The organism is Aliiglaciecola sp. M165 (assembly GCF_007197995.1).
Taxonomy (GTDB): Bacteria; Pseudomonadota; Gammaproteobacteria; order Enterobacterales; family Alteromonadaceae; genus Aliiglaciecola.
In genome coordinates this window covers 437843-463072 of the sequence record NZ_VKKH01000001.1, presented here as the reverse complement: position 1 = coordinate 463072, position 25230 = coordinate 437843, and the positions used below count along the sequence as shown (strand labels likewise).

At 42.0% G+C, this 25230-nt stretch carries 23 protein-coding genes and 1 tRNA gene; 6 read left to right on the top strand and 18 right to left on the bottom strand.

The genetic code is table 11. The annotated features are described in order from the left end of the window. Window positions 1-7 precede the first annotated feature (7 nt). Window positions 8-1954, top strand: coding sequence for a methyl-accepting chemotaxis protein (locus FM019_RS01995; RefSeq protein ID WP_143834210.1), 1947 nt, complete (start codon window positions 8-10; stop codon window positions 1952-1954). Between the two features lie 115 nt (window positions 1955-2069). On the opposite strand, the gene ubiK is transcribed toward FM019_RS01995, so the two are convergent. Beyond that, window positions 2070-2327 carry a ubiquinone biosynthesis accessory factor UbiK gene (ubiK, locus tag FM019_RS01990; protein WP_143834209.1) on the bottom strand — a complete coding sequence of 86 codons (258 nt, stop codon included), beginning with the start codon at window positions 2325-2327 and terminating at the stop codon, window positions 2070-2072. A gap of 121 nt (window positions 2328-2448) precedes the next feature. On the opposite strand from ubiK, the gene rep reads away from it, so the two are divergent. Further along, the gene (gene rep / locus FM019_RS01985; protein WP_143834208.1) at window positions 2449-4467 is read left to right on the top strand and encodes a DNA helicase Rep; all 2019 of its coding nucleotides are present in this window, start codon (window positions 2449-2451) and stop codon (window positions 4465-4467) included. On the opposite strand, the gene FM019_RS01980 is transcribed toward rep, so the two are convergent. The 7 genes from FM019_RS01980 to FM019_RS01950 all read right to left on the bottom strand — a co-directional run bounded on the left by FM019_RS01980 (window position 4438) and on the right by FM019_RS01950 (window position 12601). After that, window positions 4438-7071 (bottom strand): EAL domain-containing protein, encoded by a 2634-nt coding sequence (locus FM019_RS01980; protein ID WP_143834207.1) that lies wholly within the window; start codon window positions 7069-7071, stop codon window positions 4438-4440. The genes rep and FM019_RS01980 overlap by 30 nt on opposite strands. 57 nt (window positions 7072-7128) lie before the next feature. Further along, the gene (locus tag FM019_RS01975) at window positions 7129-7530 is read right to left on the bottom strand and encodes a cytochrome c5 family protein (protein ID WP_143834206.1); all 402 of its coding nucleotides are present in this window, start codon (window positions 7528-7530) and stop codon (window positions 7129-7131) included. 164 nt (window positions 7531-7694) lie between these two features. After that, window positions 7695-9416 carry a CotH kinase family protein gene (locus FM019_RS01970; protein ID WP_143834205.1) on the bottom strand — a complete coding sequence of 574 codons (1722 nt, stop codon included), beginning with the start codon at window positions 9414-9416 and terminating at the stop codon, window positions 7695-7697. Between the two features lie 219 nt (window positions 9417-9635). Beyond that, window positions 9636-9854, bottom strand: coding sequence for a hypothetical protein (locus FM019_RS01965; RefSeq protein ID WP_143834204.1), 219 nt, complete (start codon window positions 9852-9854; stop codon window positions 9636-9638). Between the two features lie 104 nt (window positions 9855-9958). Beyond that, window positions 9959-10204 carry a hypothetical protein gene (locus tag FM019_RS01960; RefSeq protein ID WP_143834203.1) on the bottom strand — a complete coding sequence of 82 codons (246 nt, stop codon included), beginning with the start codon at window positions 10202-10204 and terminating at the stop codon, window positions 9959-9961. Between the two features lie 110 nt (window positions 10205-10314). Next, window positions 10315-11043: a protein phosphatase 2C domain-containing protein gene (locus tag FM019_RS01955; RefSeq protein WP_143834202.1), complete on the bottom strand. Its 729-nt coding sequence runs from the start codon at window positions 11041-11043 to the stop codon at window positions 10315-10317. A gap of 34 nt (window positions 11044-11077) precedes the next feature. Continuing rightward, the gene (locus FM019_RS01950) at window positions 11078-12601 is read right to left on the bottom strand and encodes a DUF2235 domain-containing protein (RefSeq protein ID WP_143834201.1); all 1524 of its coding nucleotides are present in this window, start codon (window positions 12599-12601) and stop codon (window positions 11078-11080) included. 143 nt (window positions 12602-12744) lie between these two features. Between FM019_RS01950 and FM019_RS01945 the strand changes: the two genes are divergently transcribed. Continuing rightward, window positions 12745-13179: a DUF3293 domain-containing protein gene (locus tag FM019_RS01945; RefSeq protein ID WP_143834200.1), complete on the top strand. Its 435-nt coding sequence runs from the start codon at window positions 12745-12747 to the stop codon at window positions 13177-13179. A 127-nt stretch (window positions 13180-13306) separates the two neighbouring features. Further along, window positions 13307-13723 (top strand): hypothetical protein, encoded by a 417-nt coding sequence (locus tag FM019_RS01940; protein WP_143834199.1) that lies wholly within the window; start codon window positions 13307-13309, stop codon window positions 13721-13723. A gap of 230 nt (window positions 13724-13953) precedes the next feature. Here the strand turns inward: FM019_RS01940 and FM019_RS01935 are convergent, their stop codons facing one another. Together FM019_RS01935 and FM019_RS01930 are read right to left on the bottom strand one after the other, a co-directional pair. Next, on the bottom strand, window positions 13954-14511 hold the full coding sequence (locus FM019_RS01935) for a redoxin domain-containing protein (protein ID WP_143834198.1): 558 nt from the start codon (window positions 14509-14511) through the stop codon (window positions 13954-13956). Between the two features lie 447 nt (window positions 14512-14958). Continuing rightward, complete coding sequence (locus FM019_RS01930) at window positions 14959-16215, bottom strand: hypothetical protein (protein WP_143834197.1); 1257 nt, start codon at window positions 16213-16215, stop codon at window positions 14959-14961. A 746-nt stretch (window positions 16216-16961) separates the two neighbouring features. Here FM019_RS01930 and FM019_RS01925 point away from each other — a divergent pair. Together FM019_RS01925 and FM019_RS01920 are read left to right on the top strand one after the other, a co-directional pair. Further along, window positions 16962-17228, top strand: a complete 267-nt coding sequence (locus FM019_RS01925) for a helix-turn-helix domain-containing protein (protein WP_143834196.1) — start codon at window positions 16962-16964, stop codon at window positions 17226-17228. After that, window positions 17228-18541 carry a type II toxin-antitoxin system HipA family toxin gene (locus tag FM019_RS01920; protein ID WP_143834195.1) on the top strand — a complete coding sequence of 438 codons (1314 nt, stop codon included), beginning with the start codon at window positions 17228-17230 and terminating at the stop codon, window positions 18539-18541. The genes FM019_RS01925 and FM019_RS01920 overlap by 1 nt, the downstream gene beginning before the upstream one ends. A 187-nt stretch (window positions 18542-18728) precedes the next feature. Here FM019_RS01920 and FM019_RS01915 read toward each other — a convergent pair. The 8 genes from FM019_RS01915 to FM019_RS01880 form a co-directional block, all read right to left on the bottom strand. Beyond that, window positions 18729-18805 (bottom strand) — tRNA-Arg (locus FM019_RS01915). A gap of 235 nt (window positions 18806-19040) precedes the next feature. Next, a complete protein-coding gene (locus FM019_RS01910) occupies window positions 19041-19625 on the bottom strand; it encodes a TetR/AcrR family transcriptional regulator (RefSeq protein ID WP_143834194.1) in 585 nt (194 codons plus the stop codon). Between the two features lie 202 nt (window positions 19626-19827). Beyond that, window positions 19828-20991, bottom strand: a complete 1164-nt coding sequence (locus FM019_RS01905) for a heme biosynthesis HemY N-terminal domain-containing protein (RefSeq protein WP_143834193.1) — start codon at window positions 20989-20991, stop codon at window positions 19828-19830. Further along, window positions 20988-22178 carry a uroporphyrinogen-III C-methyltransferase gene (locus FM019_RS01900; protein WP_143834192.1) on the bottom strand — a complete coding sequence of 397 codons (1191 nt, stop codon included), beginning with the start codon at window positions 22176-22178 and terminating at the stop codon, window positions 20988-20990. The genes FM019_RS01905 and FM019_RS01900 overlap by 4 nt, the downstream gene beginning before the upstream one ends. Continuing rightward, a complete protein-coding gene (locus FM019_RS01895) occupies window positions 22179-22922 on the bottom strand; it encodes a uroporphyrinogen-III synthase (RefSeq protein ID WP_143834191.1) in 744 nt (247 codons plus the stop codon). A 19-nt stretch (window positions 22923-22941) separates the two neighbouring features. Beyond that, complete coding sequence (gene hemC / locus FM019_RS01890) at window positions 22942-23868, bottom strand: hydroxymethylbilane synthase (protein ID WP_143834190.1); 927 nt, start codon at window positions 23866-23868, stop codon at window positions 22942-22944. A gap of 110 nt (window positions 23869-23978) precedes the next feature. Beyond that, window positions 23979-24425, bottom strand: coding sequence for a YHS domain-containing (seleno)protein (locus FM019_RS01885; protein ID WP_143834189.1), 447 nt, complete (start codon window positions 24423-24425; stop codon window positions 23979-23981). A 112-nt stretch (window positions 24426-24537) separates the two neighbouring features. Next, window positions 24538-25209 carry an alpha/beta hydrolase gene (locus tag FM019_RS01880; protein WP_143834188.1) on the bottom strand — a complete coding sequence of 224 codons (672 nt, stop codon included), beginning with the start codon at window positions 25207-25209 and terminating at the stop codon, window positions 24538-24540. Between the last annotated feature and the right edge of the window lie 21 nt (window positions 25210-25230).

The following is a 25230-nucleotide window of genomic DNA, read 5'->3' as shown; positions in this document are numbered from 1 at the left end:
ATTTAATATGGGTGAAATGCTTGTAAGTTTGTGTGCCCCTGCTAAACGATTAATGGCCCAATTTAATTACTCCGTTAAATTTATCCTCATTAGTATCATCTTTATTGTTCCCCTTGTGCTGAGCTTAGCGCTATTGCAATTCGAATATAGCGAAGAAATCCGCTTTACCGAAAAAGAGCTTGAAGGTCTTGAGCTTGTAAATCAAATAAGTGTTGAACAGCGCAAGCTCGCTGAGGCACTAATAAATGGCAGCAGCAATTTTTCCAGTGGGCTTTCCAGTATCACACAACAACTTAGTGAACTTGATGCGCAACCTGTTTCAAGCAGATTGAATCGTTATCAACAGTCGCTGACGCAGCAAGACAGGAACACGTCTTTTAGTGCGCTCATTGCATTGAATCAGTCTATTGCTGACTACAGCAACCTCGAATTAGATTTAGAGCTAGCGACCAGCTATTTGGTAACAACTTTGGTTGAAACTTTACCGCAAGCACAGGCGCAGGTTGCCAAAACTGCTGACTTAGCGCGAGTTGTTCTGGACAGCGGCAGTTTTACTCCAGATACGTACATCGATTTATCCAACGCTAACCAGAAGTTATCTTTGATGATCATGAATGTCGATGAATCTTTAGCCGTTAGCCTTGAATCTAATAGACAGATAGCCGCGCAGTTGGCAAATCGATGGAAAAGTCTCAAGTCAGAACTTGAAGCATACAAATCGATGATCCAGGAACGGATACTAGACCCAGATAGCTTTGAAATTCAAAGAGACGAGTTGAATCGTGTAAGTTTAAATACCAACCAAAAACTCTATGAGTTTGAATCCTCCTTAGAGCCAGTTTTGGCGGAGCAGTTAGCCCAAAGAATCGATAGCGCGGTGTTTAAAAATCGGATTATATTTACGATCTCACTTATTGCTGTGTTGCTTGCAGCCTATCTCTTTACGGGTATGTACCAATCTGTGATTGAAAATATCAAACGGGTTGTTATGGGCGTGCATTGCATAGCCGAAGGTAAACTCTCAACCCGCGTAAGTGTTGAAGGTCGTGACGAAATGCGCGACATAGCGAATGATATGAATCACATGGCAGAAAACTTCGAAAATCTGGTTTTCAGGTTGAGTGAAGCAATTCGAACACTAAGTGAATCTTCGCTAAATTTAAAATCAGTAACTGAACGAACCATTGATGGCGTACAGAAGCAAAAATCTGGGACTGATTCTATCTCTGGCTCAATGTCGACCTTGACTCAAGTGGCTTCAGATGTGGACGAATTGTCTGAAAGAGCCTCCGAGTCAGCAATCAACGCGGTAAAAGAGGCTCAACAAGGCCTTACACTGGTCAATGGTTTGCAGACAGTGATGAAAGACATGCAAAACGAATCAAGCCGCTCGCAAGAAGCTCTAAACCGTCTGGTAGAAGACAGCAAAGATATTGGTCAGGTATCAAGTGCAATCAACGAAATCGCTGAACAAACTAACTTACTTGCACTCAATGCTGCCATTGAAGCAGCGCGAGCAGGAGAGCAAGGTCGAGGATTTGCAGTCGTCGCTGATGAAGTAAGGACCTTGGCACAAAGAACTCAGGCGCAAACGAATCAAATCCATGAAATTATCAGTAAGCTACAGCAAGCAACACAGGATACCCGTGAAAGCATGGAACAAAGCCGTGAGCAAATGAACTTGAGTGTGCAAGAAGCTAGTGTCGTGGGCTCGGCTTTGGAGCAAATTAGCCAGGTCGTTGAGAATATAAAACTGGGCAATGTTGAGATATCTGAGTTGGCCACTCAGCAATCTAACGTTACTAGAACTGTCGCGTCTAAAGTGGAAGAAATAGCCCTTATTTCTGAGTCGACGCGTCTTGGTGCTGTAGAAACTGATCAATCAGCAGACGGTCTTTCACATGTAGTGAAAACCCTACAAGATGAATTATCAACGGTCCAAAAAGGTGATTAATCTCAAGGAGTGACGCGAAAAAACGGCACTAAAAAATAGGGATCTTCGCAGGAAACGAAATCGTCTAATTGCCAGCTCTCAGGCCTTATCGGTATAAAATTATATTTATTGGAAATTATTTTTCAGTACTTTGATCAATCTTCTCTAGCTCTGTCAATCGAGCTTCTAGTGCTTCCAGTTTCTCTCGTGTGCGGATCAATACCTGACTTTGCACATCAAACTCTTCTCTGCTGACAAAATCTAATTTGCTTAGTTGAGACTGTAAGACCTGTTTGATTTTGTTCTCTGCACCTTCAGCCATGGTTTTCACGCCTGGAGGCACGGCTTCAGATATTTGTTTGGCAATTTCTTCTAGTTTTTTAGGATCCAGCATTATTTTAACTCTTTGATGGGGTAGATCAGTTTGTGTTTGTTCGACAATTGTAGCGCAAAGAGCATAGTAATTGGGTGGATTATTTCTTACAATTTGCGGCCCTCTTGTAGACGTGCAAAAAATGAAACTCAATGATGGCCAAGAGCAGGCCGTAAAATACATTTCTGGACCTTGTTTAGTACTCGCTGGCGCTGGCAGTGGGAAAACTCGCGTAATTACTAATAAAATTGCCTACCTCGTCAGGGAATGCGGGTTACCTGCAAGACAGATAGCTGCGGTCACCTTTACCAATAAAGCAGCGCGAGAAATGAAAGAACGAGTCGGCCAAACTCTTGGTAAAAAAGAGGCCAGAGGGCTCAAAGTGTCTACGTTTCATACCATGGGCTTATCAATCATTAAGTCGGAATATCGAAGTATTGGTATTAAACCGGGTTTTTCGCTCTTTGATGACAAAGATACCTTTGCACTTCTAAAAGATTTGACTCAAGAAACCTTGGATGGCGATAAAGAACAATTGTTCTTGTTGCAATCGTGTATATCAAACTGGAAAAACGACTTAATTTTACCCGAGCAACTTCAGAAACAAGCACTTTCACCCGGTGAGGTTGAATTTGCGAAAGTGTATTTGGAATACCAAACACATTTGCGTGCTTACAATGCCTTAGATTTTGATGATCTAATTTTAATCCCGACTCTACTGCTCAAATCAAATGAGCAGGTTAGACAAAAATGGCAAAACAAAATTAAGTATTTGCTGGTGGACGAGTACCAAGACACCAATACTAGCCAATATGAATTAGTGCGGCTTTTAGTGGGTGAACGAGCCCGATTTACCGTGGTGGGCGATGATGATCAGTCTATTTACTCCTGGCGCGGTGCCAAGCCACAAAACCTAGCTTTGCTCAACAAAGATTTCCCTAAACTGAGATTGATAAAGTTGGAGCAGAATTATCGTTCTTCAGGGCGGATTTTGCACAGTGCGAATATTCTGATTCAGAACAATCCTCATGTATTTGAAAAGAAGTTATTTTCCGAATTAGGTTACGGAGAGCCATTAAGAGTTATTATTGCAAAGAACGAGGATCACGAGGCGGAGCGCGTGGTTGCGGAGCTTTTAGCACATAAATTTATGAAAGGAACGCATTTTAAAGACTATGCAGTCTTGTATCGTGGTAACCACCAATCTCGACTATTCGAAAAGTTACTGATGAGCAACCGCATTCCATACAAAATAAGTGGTGGGATGTCGTTTTTTGGTAGGACAGAAGTAAAAGATATCATGGCTTATCTACGGCTACTGGTAAATCAGGATGATGACAACGCCTTATTGCGTGTCATCAATACGCCGACGCGTGGCATTGGTCGCGTGACATTAGAAAAGCTAGGAAGCTTCGCTAATCAGCTGGGTTGTTCTATTTTCGAAGCAGCATGTCATGATCAACTTCATAGTGTGCTCTCTGGAAAAGCTTTGCACAATATCCAGCAGTTTACTCGCTGGGTGGTTGAGTTATCAGATAATGCAAACAGAGGTGATGGTATTTCTGCAATCAGGGAAATGATTAAAACCATTCAATATGAAGAGTGGTTATACGAAACCAGCCCAAGCCCCAAAGCCGCTGAAATGGCGATGGCAAATATTAGTACGCTATTTGGTTGGGTCAGCGACATGCTTGAAGGGAATGAGCTTGATACACCGATGACCTTACAAGAAGTCGTTAACCGACTTATCCTGCGCGACATGATGGAGCGAGGCGAAGAGGATGAGGATGCAGACCAGGTTCAGTTGATGACGTTGCATGCCTCAAAAGGCTTGGAGTTTCCCTATGTGTTTATGGTGGGTATGGAGGAAGGTTTATTACCTCACCAAAGTAGTATTGATGAAAACAACATAGAAGAAGAGCGGCGTCTCACTTATGTTGGGATAACCCGTGCTCAACAAGAATTGTTTTTTACTCTCAGCAAAGAACGTCGTCAGTACGGTGAAGTCATACAACCCGAACCCAGTCGATTTCTATATGAATTGCCTCAAGATGATATTGTTTGGGAACACAAAAAAAAGAAAGATAGCGCAGAAGTTCGGCAACAAAAAGGACAAATCGGTGTTGCTAACTTAAGAAACATTCTCTCTGGTGGGAATTGATTGCTTGTCCAGAATTGACTGCATATCCATCGCTGGTTCCAAAAAGATCCCTTGACCAAGGCAACACCCAGAATCTGCTAATGCATCGAATTGTTCTTTGGTTTCAATCCCCTCAGCGATGAGTTTAAAGTCAAGTTGACCTGAAATCGCCAGTACTGATTGGATCAAACTGTAATTTCGTTTTGAGCGGGTGATAGACTTAACAAATCTATGATCAATTTTGACGTAATCAAAAGGGTAGGAATAAAGATAACTCAAGGATGCCAAGCCACTACCAAAATTATCTAATACCAGAATGACACCTGAGCGCTTAAGTTTCTTGATTGCCGGCAGCATAAATTGATCGCGGCGATTTAATTCATTTTCATCAAATTCAAAAACCAGGTTAGAAGGTTTAACATTTGCTTCTTTGATTCGCTCAATAAGGTGGTTAACAAACCGACTCTGACTAAGGTGATTAATGGACAGATTAATGGCAATCTTTTGATCTGTCTCACCACCTTTGATTTTTTGCCAATGTTGCAGAACGCGAAGTGCCTGATCAATCATGAAGTTGTCTACTTCACGAGTTAAACCACTGTTTTGGGCCACCTTCCAAAATTGTTCGCGTTTAATCTTGCCTAACGTTGGGTGTACCCAGCGCACATAGAATTCATGATACAAGTAACTGTTTTGGGTGAGGTCAATAACCGATTGGACGTGACAATCAAAGTTTCCTGCTCGTAACGTTTTACGAAACTCGTTTTCTAACTCTAATTCTTCTAGGAGTTTTTGTCGCATGCTGGTATCGAAAAGGACAAATCTGCCTCTCCCATGTGCTTTGGCTTGATACATGGCGGCATCAGCATCGCGGATCAATTCATCTGCGGATTGGTAACCAACTTCAAGGCTTGCAATCCCAATACTCGCACCGGAGTACATTTCTTTGCCTTCAAGTTCGAATGGTGCAGACAAAGATTGAATGATTCGATTCGCGACTTCTTCAACATCAGCAAAATCGTCAAAGCTGTCTAACAAAATAACAAATTCATCTCCGCCTAAACGTGCAAGTAAATCATGCGCGCGTATACATTTACCAATGCGTGCTGCAACCTCAACGAGAAACATATCACCTGCATGATGCCCAAGGCTGTCATTAATTTGTTTGAATCTATCCAGATCAATAAAAAGCACAGCAAAATTGTGCTCTGGGTAGCGATTTTTGTTCGCAACGGCTAGTTCTAAACGGCTGTTAAACATTGCGCGATTTGGCAGGTTGGTTAACGAGTCGTGGTGTGCATCATGGATCAGCTTCAGCTCTATTTCTTTACGCTCTTCAATTTGTTTTTTCAGATAGAGATTGGTTTTGTGCAGCTCGTCTGTGCGCTCTCTGACTTTCTGACTTAATTGTAGATTGTATTTCTGAATTGACTCTGCAGCTCGCTTGCGTTCGATAGCGACAGCGATATGGTGAGAAACAAATTTGAGAAGTTCCAAGTCCTTAAACGTATATTTGGTGTCATCCCCGTACGTCTGAACGGCAATGATCCCTGAAATTTCCCCTTCCACAATAAGTGGCGACCCAATCCAAGAGTTCGAGTGCTTGATCATATGCTCAGAAGTCGCTTCATCAAGTTCATTTTGTTCAGCCAAAAAACCGACCCGAGAAGAGTCTATCAACTCTGCTTTTCCAGTGCGCAGAACGTACTCTGTGAGGCCATGGCCTAATTCCCTAGACTCAATAGTGCTCTCGATTTCATCGCTGTAATAGGGGAATTCTAAATGGTCTCGTTTGTCGTTTAACACTGCAACATAGCAGTTTGGTGCACTGAGTAGTCTAGCGAGAATATCGTGGAGGCTTGCATAAAAATCGGGCATTTCGCCTTCAATGGATGCAGCAATTTCTGAAATTTCAAACAACGCTTGTTGCAAAGATTCGATTTTTTGCCGTTCAAGTATTTCGTCTTGTAATTCATCGTTAATATCGCGTAGCTGCTTTGTGCGTTCGCGAATGGTTTGCTCGGTCAATTCACGGCTTGTAACCCGATCAAGTGCATTAACGATATGCTGTGAAACAAACAACAAAAGGTCCAGGTCATCTTCACCATAACGCACTGACTTATCGTAGCTTTGAACCACCATTGTACCAATGACTCGACTTCCTCTTTTTAGCGGAACGCCAATAAGATCGACAGGGACCTTGCCAAAGGTTTTGAATTTTAATTCTTTTGATTTTTGAAGAAAGTTTTCTTCGGTCAATACCAGGTGTTTGCCACTGCGAAGAATATACCCAGTAATGCCATCCATCAACTCACTAGCCGGTATTTGACCTAGAACTTCCTGGTCAAATTCATCAACATGGTAGGGAAATTTGACAAACTCATCGTCTTTTTCATAGAGCGCGACGTAAAAGTTTCTCGCGTTCATGAATTCGCCGACAATTTCGTGGATAGCAATATACAGGCGTGAAAGTTCACTAATTGAGCCAGCCAACTCTGAAATATCAAACAGAGCTTTTTGGATTTGTTCTGACCGTTTATATTTTTCCGTGAGCTGTTGTAGCTGAGGTATGAGCTCCCTCAACTCCTCAACGGAAAGCTGGCCTGTACTGATGTTTTCGCTCAAAAAGTCGTATCCAAATGAAGGGGTTTTGTAATGAGACCACAAAATCCCTTCATCTTTTTAGATGCCTTCAATCATATGTTCGATGGCTGCTTTAATATCGTCGTCTGAACAACTACCACAAGTACCTTTTGGTGGCATACCACCGATGCCGTCAATTGCATTTTGCCAAACTGTGTCAAACCCTTTTTCTTCAATTCGAGGATTCCAATCTGCAGCAACCTGAAATTTAGGAGCGCCTAACACACCTACACTGTGGCATGCTGCGCAAGACACATTGTAAATATCTTCGCCAGAACGTGGACCCGCCGCAGCCGCTGATTCAGCTTGTGCTCCAGCAATATGGACAGATCCAACAGGTTTAATTCGTTTGGATATGTCTTCGTTAGACATGTCTTGAGCTTGCACGGCAAACATAACTAGGCTTCCAACAAACACGCTTAGCAACGCTTTTAATTTCACAATGTTCTCCAACAGCTTCTAATTCAAATTGTAAGGTATAGGCATCAAATTATAGCGAGATATTGATTGTGAACAACAATTTACTGTCTAAATATCAAATCGGTATGAAATTAATACCAAAAAATGTCTCTATGAGCAGTAAAATGGAGTGTTCAACCAGTATTCTATTTTGATTCACAATTTAAAATCGTTTTGCCGTAAATCCTACTGGTTGAGAGAATGATTAGTAGTAAAAGAATTATTGGATGGCTGCTTCCGCCACTACTGTCCACAGCCGGTGCAGAAGGGGAGGGAACGGCAGGCCTCTCCCGAACAGTAATTGTGATTTCGTCTGTATCTGTATTTTCATCATCATCAGTGACAGTGAGCGAAACAACAAAGGTCCCAGCGCTATCAAATATAAAAGATGGACTTATCCCGCTTAAATCATTAGACCATTGGTAATCAACAATGGATCCATCTTCATCTGTTGAAGCTGACGCATCGAATGTTACAGTTTGACCTACTTCAATGGTTAAGTTCTCTCCAGCATCAGCCATTGGCGCTTTAAAACTGCCCAAAACTGCAGATTTTCGTGTGCTATACCAGTTCTTACCTGTTGTAAGCTCGAACAACCGATAACTACTTTGGTTGGCCCAATCCGCAGGCTCATCAATGATTTGCTGATTGTCGCCGGTGACATTAACGAGATGATCTTCAATTAATCGGTGAGCATCATTGATCCACGCTACACTGTAGGCTTGAACCATCAGGTTATCTTCATTAACAAGTTGTTTAATGTAGGTTTTAAATAGCTTTTTGTATTCGTCGATTGCCATCAACTTCGTCACTAGCGATGGTGTGGTGGCAAGCCGGCCAAAGATAAAGGGATCTCGCTCACCGACATCATCGACAAACAATGAAGTTCCTAGGGTATTGTCAGTATCAAATGGAATAAAATGTAACACAGCCTGTTCGTCTATATAGAACATAAAATTGTTGCCGTTGCCCCAAAAACCATCCCAATGGCCCAACACTGCCTCGGCAGCTAAGCCTTTCATAAGTAGAGGCACATTAATGTGTTGTTCAGCGTATTCGTAAAAGTCAGCTCCTTCCAATTGCGTAAAGTTTGTTGCCAGTTCAACTAGCTGTGCTTTCCCTTCTTCAAACTTGCTGCCTTTTCCTTTGTACTCAAAGGAAGCTTGATCAAAATCTCCTATGCCGCCCCAATCTTGTTCGATTCTGGAAAAATGGGCAATTCCCCAAGCTTTGTGGTTACCTTGCCACAAAAATCCGCCGTCATTATTTTCGCCGAATCGTTTGTCGATATACTCATGGCGATTCACACTCTCGTTCATTCGATACATACCAAAATACTGAAAGTCGTTGCTGCCAACTTTAATTTCAACACGAGTGTAAGTTGATGAGTGGGCAGTCCAAATGCCAAAATTGTGCATGATCTGATTGCTAAGGGGTTCGTGAACAAATGTGCTGTCGTCTTTGAACCTTTTTAGCTTCATTGCAGCGATACCACGCAGCGCTTGGTCATCAACAAACTCGTCGAAATCGAGTGTGAAATTTGCTTGTGTATAAGGATCTTGATTAGTCTCTGGTAAGACAAAGCTAGTATTGCCGCTTAGCTTAATACCTATATTACTAAGTGGGTATTCGGTTCCTTCTTTAATGAATATGAAGTCACCACTAACTTCCTCGCGATCATCCCTGGACGATGTGAGTAGAAGGTCCCATTGTGACTGCGAGAACGAAAGACGAATCGTAGGTAGTGTGTTGATGTCATACCAAAATTGGTGATCAGGGTCGTCCAAAAAATCAGTATTTTGGACCCCATTAACCTGGTTAACAAAAAGCATTGTTAGTAATGCCAAAATGGGCATAGCGTTTCGCATAAGGCGCTTTATCCGTCAAAAAATATGATTCAATCTCTAAAACTAGGCAGCACGAATTCTGTGGTCAAGTGAGGAGACAAAAACAAGCAATGAATACGTATGCGAAAAAACGATTTCATAAATTGCCACCAACAATCAGGAGTTGATTATTTGGCATGTGGCAAAAACCTACAGCGAATCCCCTTACCTGTTAATCCATGTTTGTGAAAAATAAGTCGATTAAAACATGAAGCTGGTTTGTACCTTTTTAACGTAACTTTGTTTACCTCGCCGCTGTTGAGACATTTTGCGCAATCTGTCCATACGTGAAAGTAATTGGTTAAAGCTTTCGTCTTGCCGCGCTCTTTGTTGACTTTGTATCAACTCTCGTTCCATTAAAACGGCTTCGCAAGCTTGCTTTGCAATACTTTGTTGCATATCTAGTAACTCGTTAGTCATGATACCCTCCAACATTATACTGTTTATACATACAGTATAATGTTGTTCGATTATTATGCAAGTCTAGTTTGATTAAACACTTATCCGGCGGCAATTAAAGCATGTTAGCTTTTGTTGGAGTGCTTGTTTTGTTCAGCTTCTCTGTTGACCAGAATGAATGTTAGAAACATTTTTGTCGGTAGCGAAAGGATCATTCCTATTGCCACACATGCAGCGCTGATAATTATACCTTTAATGCCCATTTCTTCGATGTGCGAATTGAATAGATGGAAATACACACCTAACAATATCAAGCATATTCCAATGGTCATGGTGACTTTGAGTATTCTGATAATCGTGTTGTCTTTCACCCCTAACCTCTATGTGATTCAGGACATGTGTAAAAGTTAAGTGATTATGCGTACCGGCACCTTGACCTGAATCATTAATCGTAAATGAATTCGGTGTGAATCAGTTGAGGTTAGATAGAAGCAGTATGGTCTAGTTCAAGGATAATGGCGGTAATATTATCATGGCCTCCTTGTTCATTTGCCGTATTGACAAGTTCATCGACCAAGGCTGCAGAGTTTTGCTGTTGCTCAAAAAGCATTTGAATTTCTTGTTCAGAGACTTGGTCATGTAGTCCATCAGAGCAAATTAGCAATTTGTCTTGTTGTACAAAATCAATGGAAACATTACCAATTGTTAAATCTGATATCATCTCGGCGCCTACGCTTTGGGTGATGATGTGTCGTTTGGGATGCAGTCGTGCTTGGCTTTTAGTAATTGTGCCAAGCTCAAGCATATTTTGCACGACAGAGTGGTCCTTAGTGATTTGTGTTAGACATTCATCGTGCCATAGGTACGCTCTACTATCACCTACCCAGAAAACCTGTAGTTTCGTTGCATCCCGACTTACACAAATAACCGTTGTGCCCATACCGCGATGCCGTTCGCTCCGAAACCCTTTTAGTTGAATTTTTTGGTGGCAATGCTGTATTGCTGCTGGAATTGACAGGCCATTGGCCACGGCACTAACAATTTCTTCACAGGCCATATTACTCGCGACATTGCCTTTGTTGTGTCCACCCATACCATCCGCAACCATCCAAAGCGCAATATCTGGTCGCACCGCGAAGGCATCTTCATTTAGACTACGTACTCTGCCTACTGAGGTTTTACTCGTGCAGCGAATAGGATTGAAGGCCATGGTCAGCGTTAATTCCTAGGTAATAATAATCGACTCACGCAACACGTTTAACAGTGATTAATACGCTGCCTTTATTATTGTCATAAAACGCCCAACCGTCGTTTGCAAACGCGTACAAATATCCAGAGTTATCAACTCTAAAAGATTTGTTTTGTTGATGGTCAGCCATGGCAAAATATTTATGAGGTGTTGGGCTACCATCGTTACCTGCGGCGCGCTTCACTCCGCTGTCATTGGCAATACAGCCTACTGCCGCGAACCAGTCTATTTTTTCCAGACGTTTGGTGAAAGGTATGTCATATTCCTTGTTATTCGTTGCTGAATTAAAGAGCCCCTCAAACTTACCAAAAAATGATGCTGCAGACCTTACTGCATCGCCAATGGTGTAATCATCTCGTTCAGTTCCGCGCCAATCGCAACTGTCGGTTTTGTCCACCCACTCTCCTCGGCTGCTAAACTCGTATTCTTCTCCTTGAGATAAGAACAAATTCATTGCATTCCATTTATGTTTTGCAAATATTTCGATTTCAGTGAATTCACCAATCTCTAAGTGAGTAGTAGGCCAATAAGGACCATATTTAATCGGATTATTAGCCTGACGTGCAAAAACTGAAGGGTGGAACAAATGACTATTTGCAGGAGACACTTCAGGCACATTTCGGGGACGTGAGCGCATTTTTGCAAAAATCCCTTTGTAAGAATTGTGCAGGCTGCCATTGGCATCACCTGAGACAGCCACTTCATTTCTAAATTGTAAGCTAGCCCCAGCTCCTTCTTCGATCATCCAGGCAAGCGCTAAATCGGATAATTCACAATCCTCGTAGCCACCACCCACGTCAGAATGAACACCTGGAAACCAAATCTGCTTAGCATCCGCATGGGTATGAGCATTACTCCATTGCGTGACGGTAAAACTGCTTCGGATCTCATCCATGGCCATTGCGTGCCGGGCAACTTTGACATGGTCACCCAATGCGGTATTGTGAAACTGCCACTTCTTTTTATTATCAAAAATATTGAGCAAACCAAATTCATTGGGAACGCCCAAGGCGCCAACCGTGTCCCACACGCCCAAAAACTGTATGCTACTGCTATCGGTCACAAACCAATCAGTAGGGGCCTCGTTCAATTTGCCTTTAGTATAAAGCGCGTAAAGAGATTTAATCTGTTTCCAGGTTTGTTCCACTGACAATGCGCTGGTTTTCATTACACCTGCGCTTAGCATCCCAGCTAGCGAACGAGCAGTGAATGCACCACGGCTGAAACCGACTATGCAAATTTGATCACCGCTTTGATAGTTATCGCAAATCCACTTAAAGCCAGTGGAGATATGATCACCAATACTGGCTCCCATAGCACCGTCGACAATTTTTGCCTTCAATCCAATATCTTCACCACCAAGGCCAGGGTGATAGAATTTTTTGATAGGATTTCCTTCACTATCTTTATCACTCAGCGAGTGGTAGAACTTGACGACATTAGTTGGGGCTATATTGCCATTGTCTTCCTGCTCCATGTTGTTCCAGGTTCCATCAAAACACAGTACCAATGTCGTCATGATCTGCTTCCTTATGTAAAATATTTGCGATCTGCTATTGTCATTAAACGTAGAGCATAATTAGTTAAAATCAAAGGTGAATAGCAGAGCCTTTACACAACGATCAGTCCAGAAGTTAGAAGACGTGAATAAATGAGATTAGCGTGACTAATAGATTGTCAGATTCTTTGATTACCGCATACATGGGAGCAATCTATAAAATCGAGAGCTCACCGCCAATATCGCTCAAAATAAACACTCCCAATAAACAATTGGATTTAGTGATGCGCTCTAGCAATGCTGACCATGCCGCAATAATCACAGCATTTAATCCTAACAGTTACTTACATACAAGAATCGAAAACCTCGCTCGCCAAGAGCAATTAATGACACTAATCAAAAAACACGGTTTCGAATTTTTCAGTGGCCGCAATATTGACCCACGAGGTGAATGGCCCGATGAGGAAAGCTTTCTCATTTTAGGTCTTGATTTTGATTGTGCTAATAATCTTGCTCGCAAGTTTGATCAAAATGCTTTTGTGTGGATTGAGCACAACCAAGCCTATTTGCACACAACAAGCTCTCTATCATTTACTTAGGAGTTGTGCTTTCTCTGCGAAGAAGATTTCACATCCAATAATGACTGATATCAAAATATCTACAATACTAGAGGCTAACCCTTTAGCAGCGTAATATGAAACTTCGACGAGTAAAATGGCAATGGGCATGGAAACTACGAAGCAAAAAGAATTCGATATTATCTACTCGCAAGCAGAGAACTTATTGAAAACGTTACCGGAATACCAGTTCAATACAGCTGCTGCCATGATCATTATTATTGGTTGGCTGCTCACCGCCGAAACCGCACAAGTATTTATCCATTCAAATGCGAAGACTGTATTGCCAGCAACCGCATTTGCCTTTGGTATCCTTGCAATTTTCAAGATATTTTGGGTACGAATGCATGTAAATAAAATAAACCTATGTCATAGGCGATTACAGGCATTGTCTGAATCCCTTGGTTTGTCAGTGGGTAGCATTGATATATTTAAAATCAATCCAGTCATTACTTATACGTACTATTTTATCAACGCGTTGATGTCATTGGCGATTATCGTTACTGTCTATCTGATCTGTAAATAAGAAGCTTTCAACGATTGTAGAGCAGATAGTGTTGGTGTTTGAGCGCACACTGCGTTTCCAGCGTAAATTGCACTTTGACTTATTTTTAGGGTGCTTGCTGTAGATTTATTGACCCTCTCAAGATCACAGGAGCTCTCATTGAAATCAACAGAGTATAGAGGGGCCCTTGCCAGACCCCTATAACGCGGAAAAGTCCAATTTACAGGCGGACTTCATGCATTTTCGGTTGATCACTCTGTAAACGTTCCGCGAATCGGATACCCATTTTCACGAACGAATTTCAGCCCTTGGTATAATTGATCAATATTTGGCCTTGTAAAGGGACCGTTGGAAATATCCACTAACTGGATCTGGTTTTTCTCGTTTAACACAAACAATCCGGGCTCGGCGAAAGGATGATCCGTTTCGTTTTCATTCCGGGGCTTCGAGATGTACAGCCCGAGATTTCGCATATCATCTAATTGCAGACTATGAAAGACGGGGAAAGACACGACTAAATCGTTTTCCTTATTCTTTTTAAGCTGTTCGGCTGAGTCTGCAGAGACAGCGATTATATTGACCTTGATACCCATGAAACTTCCAGACATAGTCTCTAGTGCGTTCAAAAAGTTTGTACACAAAGGACAATGTTGTCCTCTGTAAACTACCACCATAGTCCACTCGTGTGAATTTCTTTTACTCTCGGCTGGATCGCTTTTGACCTCAACTAGCATCACTTCGCGGTTATCTTCGGTTCTTACCAAAACGGGTGGAAATTGCGAACCCGCTGTCGGTTTAGTGGTAGGCATAATTTCTCCTTTTTGCTTTTTGTTAATCATGAAAGACGCTACGGCGTTACGCCCATAGCGCTAGCTAATAATGACATTTATACGTACCAACTTACTGTCGAGATTTTGATTGTTCGTAACTTATTGATATTTATGAAAATAAAATATGGCTATTCCTCAAAAAGAGAGGGGGACGAATGGAGAGCAAATTTGGAGATAGTTTTGTATTTAGTTTCTACAATTCGCAATGCAGCTGTTTGGAAGAATCTATTTGTCTGGTGTCAGTGACTATGGCCGAATATCCAACATGGGTTCTTGGGATGACCAAAAGCATCAAATAGATCCAGTCATTAGCGGCAAGATATCAAATATCAATTTGCGATCTTTGAAGGAATTTCCGATGCGGCGGATGATCAAGATTACCGGTTGTGTTTCTCAAAGAGTTTTTAAGCTCGAACGCTGACCAGCCTAGTGCTCTACCCATTGGGCACTTGGCGTGGAGCCGGTCATGATCAATAGTGCATCAAAGCGCATGACGAGGTTCCGAATCGATTCAAGCTCCGAGTATTGCTTAGCAAACACAACTTTCCTGAGTGGGGTTAGATCAAATACCGTGAAACCCTTTGGAAGAATGTTTGTGTAGAAAAGCTCCAAGCCTTTTGTATATCCATCTTTCGCTGGTGCGCTGCGGTAGCGCCAATGTGTTGGGTCAAGTACTGCTACATGACTGTCCTTTCCCGGTAATACCAACATACTAAAAGTATTAGAGCCGTTAATCGTCGCAAGTTCTGGGATCAAATTGCCTACATCATAAGTATTATTTATATTTAAACCGCGCATTACATGTGACGCTCCCAATTTAATCATCACTTTAGCATCAGGTGCCTGGCGCCAGTACTCTGCAAAGTTGTCTCGAAAAAGCTGCGCTCTTCGTTGATTCGACAAATAACCTTCTCCTGACACCCAAAGACTATTAATTGCGAGTGTTTCGTACAATGTTTTGAGTATTTGCGTTGCTTCTTGTGGAGGATTTGGCCAATGATCCATTACATTTTTAACCAATTGTGGTTGGCCGGAAAAACTGAAAATATATTGTGGCCCCTTTGTTTCCATGTATTTTTGCCATGCGTGTTGCGACGCAGCGACCAATTTAGCAACATATGGTTTGACGGGCTCTGGTTTGGGCAGTTCAGCCAGCCTTTTTAACAATACTTTGTCACCCGCTACTTCATAATCTAGCCCCCAAAATGCGTTAGGTTTAAGTGATGCATTGCGAATTTTCGATAGCATCAGTGCTTCTTCTGCCATTCCAAAAAAAGCCGGTTCAGTGCCTAGTGAGAATGAATCTTTAAGTGCATTGATACCGCCATTCTTCAGGGTGTTGTCTAAATGTTTTGCCATTGGCGGAGATACTTCGATCGCCAAATGCTGGTATCCCTTAATGACTAAAGATTCAAATAGCTGGGCTGCCAACAATGGATTTTCTGCAATTCCGTGCTCTTCACCAATTAAAAAATATTGGGCGCTCGCCGCGTTTGCTTGCAACCAATCATAGCCTTTGCCACCAAATCGATTCTCCTTTGACTGAATGCCATAAGAGTGTGTTTGAATTTCGCTAACAAGAATATCAGTAGGATCTTGTTGCCTTGCAGTTGAACCCCATGAAAGTAACGACAAAACGCAAAAAGTCGTCAAGGTATGAGAATACCGAATCAGTGTTTTCATAGTTTTAATCAGCCTCGCTTGCGATGCAGCCACATCATTCTCTGCGTATGTTCAAGGTTAGCATAGGGCCAAGATAATTTTTAAAGCAAACTATTTTGAATGCATAATTCTGAATGTTTCCTAATTTTGGTGGATTGCCGCTGTGGTTTTCACATCACGGGAACGCTTCAACACACACTGGCTAAAAAACAGTCGAGTTGAATCATATGAGATTAGGGAGATCTAGCTAGAATCAAAGCCATTTCAAAAAAGTCGCCCAAAATCTTAGTGGCAGAGTGAAACGGTAAATATATTTAATTCGGGTGTATCTAGGAAATTAGTGGTGATTCAATACGCGTAGAAAATCTAGTTTTAGACAATAGCAACAGTCAAGATTGAAATAAATGGCGCACCCTGCAGGATTCGAACCTGCGACCTCTGCCTCCTCACAGCACCCCAGCGAAATGTTTTAGCTAGGGATGAAATGGCGAAAACCGCATAAAAATAGTAATTACAGTAAGTTACGATTTATTTAGCGTATGTCTAAAATCGCCACTTAAGGCCGGTTAAATCGGTCTTGGTCACATTTGGGTTAAAGAAGTGGCTTCACTATCGACCAATTTAATCGTCATATATAGAATCCTGCATAAATGCAATTTATACAAAATTTCGTATATTCTAATTTTATGCCAAAATCTGTATAAACTTGCTTTATACATATTTTAGTATAAAGTGATTTTATCCATTTTTGTGTATAAAAGACTGATATGAAAATTAACACGCCGAAAGACCTAAGCGCCGTTATCAGGGACAGTCGAAAGCTCAAGGGCTGGACTCAAGCCGATTTGGCAAAACGCATAGGCGTATATCAAAGAGATATTTCTAACTGTGAAACCAAGCCTGAAAAAGTCTCGGTCGATATGCTCATCAGACTGTGTGCGGCATTAGAGTTGGAGTTTAAGGTCAGCAATCTGCCCAAAGATGAAGGGGCCATACTGACTACTTCACTCGCGAAAAAATCACTGAGATTCTAATGGGACGAAAATCACATACTCGAACGCTCTATTGCTCCATGAACGGATTTCCAGTAGGTGAGTTGTATTTAAAAAAAGGGCGTATGAGCTTTAAGTACGCCACAGAGTGGTTAGAAGTAGAGGGCGGCCGTGCTATCTCCCTAAGCCTGCCCATGCAAAAAGCAGAGATATTGGGCGATGCTGTTCATGCTTATTTTGACAACTTACTGCCGGATACAAGCGCTATCAGAGAGCATATGAAAGACCGTTTAGGTGCAGATAGTGCTAAGCCCTTCGACTTGCTGGCCAAAGTTGGAAAAGATTGTGTGGGTGCGCTCACATTCGCAGAAGAATCTGCAACAGGAGAAATGCCTGCGCTGTCGCTCTCGAAATTGTCTGAGGGTGGAGTCGCACAAATTATCAGAGAAACTCGCCTTGAGAAAATGTTGGGTATGAATTCAGATGATGACTTCAGAATTTCTCTTGCTGGTGCTCAGGAAAAGACAGCACTAACCTTATGGGAAGGAAATTGGTGCCGACCGCATGGCTCAACGCCAACCACGCATATATTCAAGCCGCCCATTCTTCATCATGAAAGCTTGGGAATAGACTTATCTTCGAGTGTAGACAACGAATGGTTCTGCCAGAGGTTTATGAAAAACCTCGGTTTGGTTGTCGCAAATTGTGAAATTGCGCAGTTTGAGGATCAGAGAGTACTGGTGGTGGAACGATTTGATCGCAGAATCGAGGAAGACACTATTTTCCGACTTCCCCAGGAGGATATCTGTCAAGCATTAGGGAAAGTGAGTGGTTCAAAGTATGAGGAAAAGGGTGGCCCAGGTTCTCAGCAAGTTATGCAGCTTCTGTCTGGCTCAAAAAACGCATACGAAGATAGACTCGAATTTTTGCGTGTGCAAATCGTATTTTGGTTACTTGCTGCGGTTGATGGGCATGGAAAGAACTTTAGCATTGCGCTAAATCAGGATGGTTACCGGTTAACGCCCTTTTATGATGTGTTAAGTGCTTACCCCTATTTCGGGCAAGGAAATATCCAGGCAAAAAAAATAAAGATGGCAATGAAAGTCCATAGTAAGAATACACACTACAAATGGAACGAAATTATGGCGAGGCACTGGCCAGAGCACGGCAAAAAGCAGGGGATAGATGAGGATCAAACACTTGCCATCATGGCTTACTTGGATAACAAGATAGAGTCCGCTCTGAATACTTCTCTTAAGCAAGCGAATGATCTCTTTGATATGGGGGTTGGGGAGGTACTAACCGAGCGCACACTGACTTGCTTGCGCAAAATAACGAACTTTCTAAAAGGATAACGTACAGCTTTTTTATCTCATGCCCTGTTATTGGCTGAATGCTCCATCATCCGACAATGAGGATCAACTTAGTTAAAACCTTATTGGTTATTAGCAAGTATCAAGAACATTTCATACTACACATTTGCCACATATTTAAAAAAGGAATTTTGCGGAGAGGAAATCCGGCTTTAGACCATTTAAAAAATGGCGCACCCTGCAGGATTCGAACCTGCGACCTTCGCCTCCGGAGGGCGACGCTCTATCCAGCTGAGCTAAGGGTGCGTACTTCAATGATTGAAGTGCGGTGATTCTAATGAATTGTCAGCCATTTTCCACTTTTATTTTTATAAGAATATGCCGTGAATCAAAATATAGTAAAGTAAGTACTAACAAACAAAAATATTATTTGATAGTTAGCTGTTTAGATGCCCTAAATCTTTGGATCCTCTCAAAACACTATCTTAAGCGTTGCAAATACGCCGTGATTTTTTTTACGAACGGCAAGCACCTAATGCTGTTAACAGTCAAATGCCGAACAGAAAAACTCCATTGAGGTATACAAGGAATCTTCATCCTCTTCCGTTTGAGTAGATAGAGAAAAACCATTCATTAGAGTGATCAATACATCTGTTAATTCATTCGGGTTTTCTGATTCAAGTTGTATAAATCGATTTTTGAGCGTTTCTTTTAGCCTCTCTATTGAATGTAATATTTCAACTCGCAAATTTTCATTTCTACAAAAAGATTGTCCTTGTAACATTAAGCAACCCATTTTTTGATTGCGAACCAAGTAGAATTCCAATGAAAATTCCAGCACATTTCTAAACATCTCAGAGGCATTTTTTGATTTCGATAATGTGTCTTCTAATGACTCAAAAAAATTACTAACATATTTTTGATAGGCGAGTTTAAAGAGTGATTCTTTATTTCCGAAAGTAGAATAAATGCTGGTAGGCGGAACATTCAAGGTTTCACATAATTCTGCGATTGACACATTCTCATAACCGTATTTTTGGAAAAGCAATAAACAGGCCGCCAATCCATTTTCCCTATCAAGCTTTCTAGGGCGACCTCGTGCAACTTTTAAATTTGTAGTGCTCACTACTTAAATCCTGTTGGATTGCAAAATGTTATTGTATTAAACGATACAAAAACATTAATTTCAATGTTTGTGGAGGATTTGTTTGAGAAAAAGCGTAAACTAAGTCAAATGTTTAGGTAATATAATGTATCAGTCACTACAAAAATAGAGAAGAGCAGGTGCGATGTTAAAGTAGTGATTGATACAAAAATTTTACTAAATCCTATAGCGCCGATTTTTTGTATAACTCTAAGGCGTGAATATTGTCTTTTTGAGCTTCTTTAATCTGAGCTAATAATAAAACATCACGTTTTTCGTTCGACAACTTAATGGCTTTAGATAATGCTTTTTCTGCCAACAAATTGTCATCCAAGTTGTACGCCAATTGGCCTAATGTAGACAGCATGTCGACATTTTTATCATCGTGTTTTAACCAAGACTCAAGTTGTTTTATTGCCTTGTTGGTTTGTACGTTTTTAAGCTGGCGATAAAGTCCGTAAAGAAGTGGGTTGGGGGTCGATTTTTGTGATTCAACTAATACGATTTGTGCGTCTTCGTGCATGCCTTGATCGATCAATTGTTGTGCATAGGCTGCGATTTGCCCTGGCTCTTTTCGGGTGCTCCTTGGCAAGGATTGCCACATTCTTTTTAGTTGATTTGCACCGTCTTTGCTAGCGACTTCTGCAAATTCTCCCTTAGAGGCAATGAGTGACCAATAGTCATAATCCTTGCCTAACACCTTTTTCCATTTTGGTAGTTTCTGTTTAAGTACAGAGTATTTGCTAGTTTCATCTAAGCATCGCGCCCACAATTTAATAATCGCAATTTCATCTTGGATCTTGTCATCTAATCCATTTATGTATGTAAGTGCTTGCTCACATTTGTTCTCTAAGATGAAATCTTTGCAGATACTTAAATGCGCAGCAAGTGCTGTTTCTGGTATTTGTGCAGCCGAGATCCAAATCTCTCTTGCTCTGTTTTTATTTCCTAGTTGAGTTTCCGCTTCGGCTAGTGCAAGCAGATTTAAACCATCAAAATCTTCACCAACAATTTTGTTCAAAGATTTCTGCGCTTTTTCAACGTTTCCCTCTGCGAGTGAGATAAGGCCTTGAGTAAAGGCTTTTTGTTTTCGGCGACGACTAAAACCAAATAACCAATCTTGTGAGCCAGCTAAAACATCAATGATTTTTTTGATAATTAAAATACTTAGCCACAACACTAAAAACAGGGTCACCAAAGCAACAACAAATCCAAATATAGAAAGCTGATACGTGCCGCTTTCCAATGCAATGAGAAAGTACCCATCGTAGTCAACGAATGCCGGCCCTAACGCTAATCCGGTGATAACGATGGCAATAATGAGAAGTAGCAGAACGATCTTTTTCATAGTTCAAACTTCCCATTAGAAAATACGTTACGCATCCTATTTTCTAGAACGTCTTGAAGGGGCTGAGCGGCATTTAATGTTTGCGGATAGTTTTTGTCTACGGGTGTATTTTCTATATTTTGCAAACTACCAATAAATTGCTCAACAGCGATGTCTTCTAAATCAAAATGCTGAACCAGCATGCCAATTGCATTTTGTATACTCTGTCTGAACAGGGTTTCCTGCTCCTTTGTCACTGCGGCTTGTGCCTGGAGCAGTGCATACCGAAGCTGTTCTCTGGCCAACCACTGTTGTTGGGCTGAAAGCAGTGGTTTCATGGGTTGTGAGTTAGGTTGGTACTTAAAGTTGTCGGTGATGTAGCGCAACACTCTTTCCAATCCAGTCAGTTGTTCAACCGCTGGGCCTTGAACTTCAACTTCTGGAAGCGACAAGGGTAAATTAGACACCTGTGCGACCATGCCAGATAGTGCAAGCGCAACAGAGGTTAAGGATGTTGGATTTATTTGTTGAAGCGTTTGAATGTCAGTGGCAATCAGCCTTCTTACATTTAGTAACGAAGGATCGGCCAGATCTTGCAATCGACTGTCTGCCGATTGCAGCATGGCGATGGCAGTTCTTACATCACTTTCTAACCACAATTTGCGTCCGGCCATTCTGACCAAATAATCAGCTTCAGCAAGCAGCCAATCAGACGGTCTACGACCTGACACATCTGCCAGGTTCCGACTGTTTGCAGCGGCTTGTTCGGCTGCAATATCGATTTGTCCTTTAAGCAATTCTACTTGACGTTGAAAATTTTGCGCTTGTGCAGCAGATTCTGCTTGCAGAGTTTCGATTAAACGATTCTGTGCATTCAACGCATTTTGTTGAGTCAGTACAGAATCATCTTTGTTTTGCAGTTCCGCTTGCCACTGTTGCCAAAACCAATATCCGGCAGCGACTGCAACCAACAATAATATGAAGTTCAATAAGCTAACAAACCATAACCCTCCGGTTTTGGTTTTTGCTGGCTGAATACTCTCGTTTGAATTGCTTTTGGCAGATTCTGAAAAGGCCGGTGCTGGCTGTTTTTCCTCCACAGTGGTTTTTTGTTTTTCCACAACTTTCTCTTCGATATAAGACGCATTCTCTTTTTCGAGGGCTTTCATTTCTTCCTCGTGGGAAGTGCGATTATCTTTTTCCGTCATTTAGCGCTCCAAAAATTGTTTGATTGCGTCACTTAACTGCTGATCAGTGGCACCGTTACTGCACAATACATTCTCTATCCCAAGTTTAGCCGCAAAATCCATTAAACGTCGACTCACAACTAACCAAGGTGTCGAAATTAACCAACTATGTTTGTAAGTATCCCACGCAATTTGCATGGCTTCAGTACTTGTGGCGACAATAAGTTGTATTTCCTCTGGTCGCCAGGGCGAAGTGGATAGCTCCGGTGTTAAGCGTTTTCGGGCATACACTTCATAGAGGTTTACCCTTGCCCCGCGCGCTCTAAGTGTATCCTCAATTAAGGTTCTGCCGTGTTTGCCTTTTATTAATGAAACTTGCTTTCCATTAACCTTTTGAAGTTGCTCTAAAGACAGCAAACCTTCTGATGTTTCCTCACTAGGTGTTATCACGGTAGGCGAATTGTTCTGCGTAGCGACTAGTGCATTCGCAGTACTTTTACCTACAGCAAACCAACTTAACGGTTTGCAAAATAGGCCATCAATATCTCGAATTCCCTTCGCGGCGTTGGGACTAACAACGATCACCAAATGATCTTTTAGTTCAGGCTCGCTAAGGGTATTCATGTCGCCCGCGAATGCATCAGCAGCACTTTTATCGGGCTTGATACATTGCAACGCCAGGCCAACCGTCTCAATCCCTTGTTGCTGCATATACTGATGGCTTATCTCAATTTTTTCTTTGGGCCGCATCAATAAAATAGTCATTGATGGCTATTTCAATTTGTTAATCATAGGCTTCTGCAAGATAGTCGCTTGCGCCTTGTTGCAGTAGCTCTTGTGCCACTGCTTCTCCCAATGCTAAGGGGGCTGACGCTGGACCTTGTTGTTGCGCGAAAATGATGCCGTTACCTTTAACAGAGCCCACCAAACCTCTTAGCGTCATAGTTTCACCGTCGATTTCACAAAAACTGCCGATGGGTACTTGGCACCCCCCCTGAAGCTCAGCATTAAGTGCTCTTTCTGCTGAAACACACAAGGCTGTTGTGGAATGATTTAAGGCTTGCAGAAGTTCGATGAGTTCTGCGTCATCATTACGGCATTCTATCCCCACCGCGCCTTGTCCAACTGCTGGCAAAGACAATTCACTTGGTAGTGATTGGGTAATGCGCTGTGGCATGCCCAGTCTAATCAAACCCGCAGATGCCAGAATAATGGCGTCATACTGGCCGTCGTCCAGCTTTTTCAACCGCGTATTTACGTTGCCACGAAGATCTTTAATTTGAATGTCCGGGCGGGCGTGTTTGAGTTGCACCTGGCGGCGTAAGCTGGATGTACCAACAACTGCACCTTCAGGCAATTCACTCAGTGATGAATAGTGATTGGAAACAAAAGCATCCAGTGGATTCTCTCTTTCACATATTGCGTGCAGTCCAAAACCCTCAGGAAAATCTACAGGCACATCTTTCATCGAATGTACTGCGATGTCCGCTTCATTATTTTGCATTGCCACTTCAAGTTCCTTGATGAATAGTCCTTTACCACCCACCTTTGCCAGCGGTGTGTCCAAAATAATGTCGCCTTTTGTGGTCATTGGTACAAGTTCCACATCAATATGCTTGTGCGCGGCGAGTAGTTTGCTTTTGACGTATTCCGCTTGCCAAAGAGCAAGGGCACTTTTACGAGTCGCGATCCTGATAACACGTGAGATCATGGCTATTCCGATTGATTTTTTTCACATTTTAGAGTTTTGCTGGCTCGGTGTCTCCCACCAAAACAAAAAAAGCAGCCGAAGCTGCTTTTTAAATATCGATTGTAGACTTTTTAAAGGTCAACAAGTTTAGGGTAGTGACCATCAGCCTCTTCAATGAATTGCACAGTGTTAGAACGCCATTCGTTCATGACACTTTTACTGTAATTCAAATAAAGTTTGCCATCTAAAATGGTGAATGCGTCTTCATCAATTCCGACTAGGCGTCCATCAGACATTGCATATGCACAATAGCCACCGTATTGAGGGGCGTATTTTTCAGGATCTGAAAGGAACATCTGTTTATGCTCTTCAGTCGAAAAATGCCATTCAGCGCCGCGCCATTCGGTGGTAATTTTCTTGTCACCTTTAACCGCTTTATTTTGGGTAAAGTAGGCGACAGTGTCATAGCCATAAATGGCTTTGTTATTGAATGTGCCCGTTTCAATTGGATCGGCTGCAAAAACTGATGCGGACATCAATAATGCAAAAGAAATAAATAACGTTTTAAAAAGTTTCATCGTCACTCCAGTCAAGTCATGTTCGTAAGTATCGTCTACAAAACCGAGAAAGCTAGATTAAAATTTCATCACAAAATTATCACAAATATAAAACTATATTAATTTCAATTGGTTAACTAAAAACTTTTTGGATCCAAGAAGAGATTTGCTCAATTTCCTGTAGGCAGACATTGTGCTGCATATTGTACTCATGCCACTGCACAGGGTAGCCGTTTTGTTCTAACGTTTTAAATGCGGCGTGACCAAGAAACATGGGAACAACCTCGTCTTGTTGCCCATGTGCGCAGAAAATCTCTGTTTGTTTGTTAGCACTGTGTGCTTGTTCAGTCAGGGATTCTGGTTGGCTCATGTAGGTTGACAGTGCCATGATTCCGGCAAGTTTTTGTGGAAAGCGAGTTCCCAAATGTAAAGCGATGACGCCACCTTGGGAAAAACCTGCAAGCAAAATGCGTTCAGATGGAACACCTTTGGCTATTTCTACGTCCACCAAGGCCGATACCTGCTCAGCTGATTCGAGCACACCTTCAACGTCAGCACGTTGATTGAAGTCCAGGCTTTTAATGTCATACCAGGCACGCATAGGCATTCCATTATTTATTGTGACTGGACGTACAGGGGCATGAGGGAACACAAACCTAATGGCTAAAGATTTTGGCAGCTTAAGTTCTGGAACAATTGGCGCAAAGCCATTGCCTGAATCTCCTAAGCCGTGAAGCCAAATGACGACTGCATCGTGTGGTTTATCTGGATTAACTTCTACAAAAGGCAACAGGTTGTCGCTCATAGCTCAATTTCCCTTGGCTTT

Bases quoted from the DNA above. Each gene is read 5' to 3' on its own strand.
- FM019_RS01955 (WP_143834202.1), bottom strand. From the start codon at position 11,043: ATGGCCTTCAATCCTATTCGCTGCACGAGTAAAACCTCAGTAGGCAGA.
- FM019_RS01950 (WP_143834201.1), bottom strand. From the start codon at position 12,601: ATGACGACATTGGTACTGTGTTTTGATGGAACCTGGAACAACATGGAG.
- FM019_RS01970 (WP_143834205.1), bottom strand. From the start codon at position 9,416: ATGCGAAACGCTATGCCCATTTTGGCATTACTAACAATGCTTTTTGTT.
- FM019_RS01995 (WP_143834210.1), top strand. From the start codon at position 8: ATGGGTGAAATGCTTGTAAGTTTGTGTGCCCCTGCTAAACGATTAATG.
- FM019_RS01925 (WP_143834196.1), top strand. From the start codon at position 16,962: ATGAAAATTAACACGCCGAAAGACCTAAGCGCCGTTATCAGGGACAGT.
- FM019_RS01930 (WP_143834197.1), bottom strand. From the start codon at position 16,215: ATGAAAACACTGATTCGGTATTCTCATACCTTGACGACTTTTTGCGTT.
- rep (WP_143834208.1), top strand. From the start codon at position 2,449: ATGAAACTCAATGATGGCCAAGAGCAGGCCGTAAAATACATTTCTGGA.
- FM019_RS01935 (WP_143834198.1), bottom strand. From the start codon at position 14,511: ATGCCTACCACTAAACCGACAGCGGGTTCGCAATTTCCACCCGTTTTG.
- FM019_RS01880 (WP_143834188.1), bottom strand. From the start codon at position 25,209: ATGAGCGACAACCTGTTGCCTTTTGTAGAAGTTAATCCAGATAAACCA.
- FM019_RS01965 (WP_143834204.1), bottom strand. From the start codon at position 9,854: ATGACTAACGAGTTACTAGATATGCAACAAAGTATTGCAAAGCAAGCT.
- ubiK (WP_143834209.1), bottom strand. From the start codon at position 2,327: ATGCTGGATCCTAAAAAACTAGAAGAAATTGCCAAACAAATATCTGAA.
- hemC (WP_143834190.1), bottom strand. From the start codon at position 23,868: ATGATCTCACGTGTTATCAGGATCGCGACTCGTAAAAGTGCCCTTGCT.
- FM019_RS01885 (WP_143834189.1), bottom strand. From the start codon at position 24,425: ATGAAACTTTTTAAAACGTTATTTATTTCTTTTGCATTATTGATGTCC.
- FM019_RS01895 (WP_143834191.1), bottom strand. From the start codon at position 22,922: ATGACTATTTTATTGATGCGGCCCAAAGAAAAAATTGAGATAAGCCAT.
- FM019_RS01905 (WP_143834193.1), bottom strand. From the start codon at position 20,991: ATGAAAAAGATCGTTCTGCTACTTCTCATTATTGCCATCGTTATCACC.
- FM019_RS01920 (WP_143834195.1), top strand. From the start codon at position 17,228: ATGGGACGAAAATCACATACTCGAACGCTCTATTGCTCCATGAACGGA.
- FM019_RS01940 (WP_143834199.1), top strand. From the start codon at position 13,307: ATGGAAACTACGAAGCAAAAAGAATTCGATATTATCTACTCGCAAGCA.
- FM019_RS01900 (WP_143834192.1), bottom strand. From the start codon at position 22,178: ATGACGGAAAAAGATAATCGCACTTCCCACGAGGAAGAAATGAAAGCC.